Here is a 634-nt window from a genome sequence, read left to right as displayed (position 1 = left end):
TGGAGCGTCTCGATGTTCAGTGCGCCGTAGGCGTCGATGGCGTTGGAGGCGAGGCGGTTGGAGGCAGGGGGTTCGGCGGGGGCGAGTTCGGTGGCCTTCGAGATGACCTGCCGGACCGCGTCGCCGGCCGCGTTGCGCTGACGCCGTACCTCTTCGAGGAGATCGCGGGCGCGCTCGATCTCGGCCTTGCCGGGATCCTTGAAGGGCGGCAGCTCGGGGCCCGGATCGCGGCCCTCCTTGACCGCCGCGTTGTAGGTGTCGACCTTGCTGTTGTAGGCGTCGACGGCCTTCTTGGAGTCCTCGACGCCCTTCTTGTAGAGCGCGATCGCTTCCTTGGCCTTGTCCTGCGCCCAGGTGACGGTGTCGGCGTAGCGGGTCAGGGCGGTGCCGACAGCCTCGCAGGCGTCGGCGGCCTCGAGCCACTTCTTCGGCTCCATGGCGAGCTTGGCGCGGAAGGCGTTGCCGGACTGGCCTTTCCAGCCGTTGGAGTCCAGGGTGCGCATGCCGGTGCCGACCCGGTCGAACGCGGCGTAGAAGTCCGTGAGGTGCTTGGCGGCCTCGCGGATCTTGTCGGGCTTGCCGTGGATGAGCTCGTTGGCCTCCTCGGTCTGCCCGAGCTGCTGCTCACCGACCT

The 634-nt window shown here is 68.6% G+C and carries 1 protein-coding gene; it reads right to left on the bottom strand.

What is annotated here, in order from left to right; all coding sequences use genetic code 11:
• Nucleotides 1-634 (bottom strand): putative T7SS-secreted protein (locus IEZ01_RS34490; RefSeq protein WP_373287712.1); only part of this gene is annotated, 634 nt, incomplete at both ends.

Source organism: Streptomyces purpureus, assembly GCF_014648195.1.
In the GTDB taxonomy this organism is placed as follows: Bacteria; Actinomycetota; Actinomycetes; order Streptomycetales; family Streptomycetaceae; genus Streptomyces; species Streptomyces purpureus.
The sequence above is the reverse complement of the archived record's forward strand: the minus strand, read 5'-3'. Positions and strand labels throughout refer to the sequence as shown.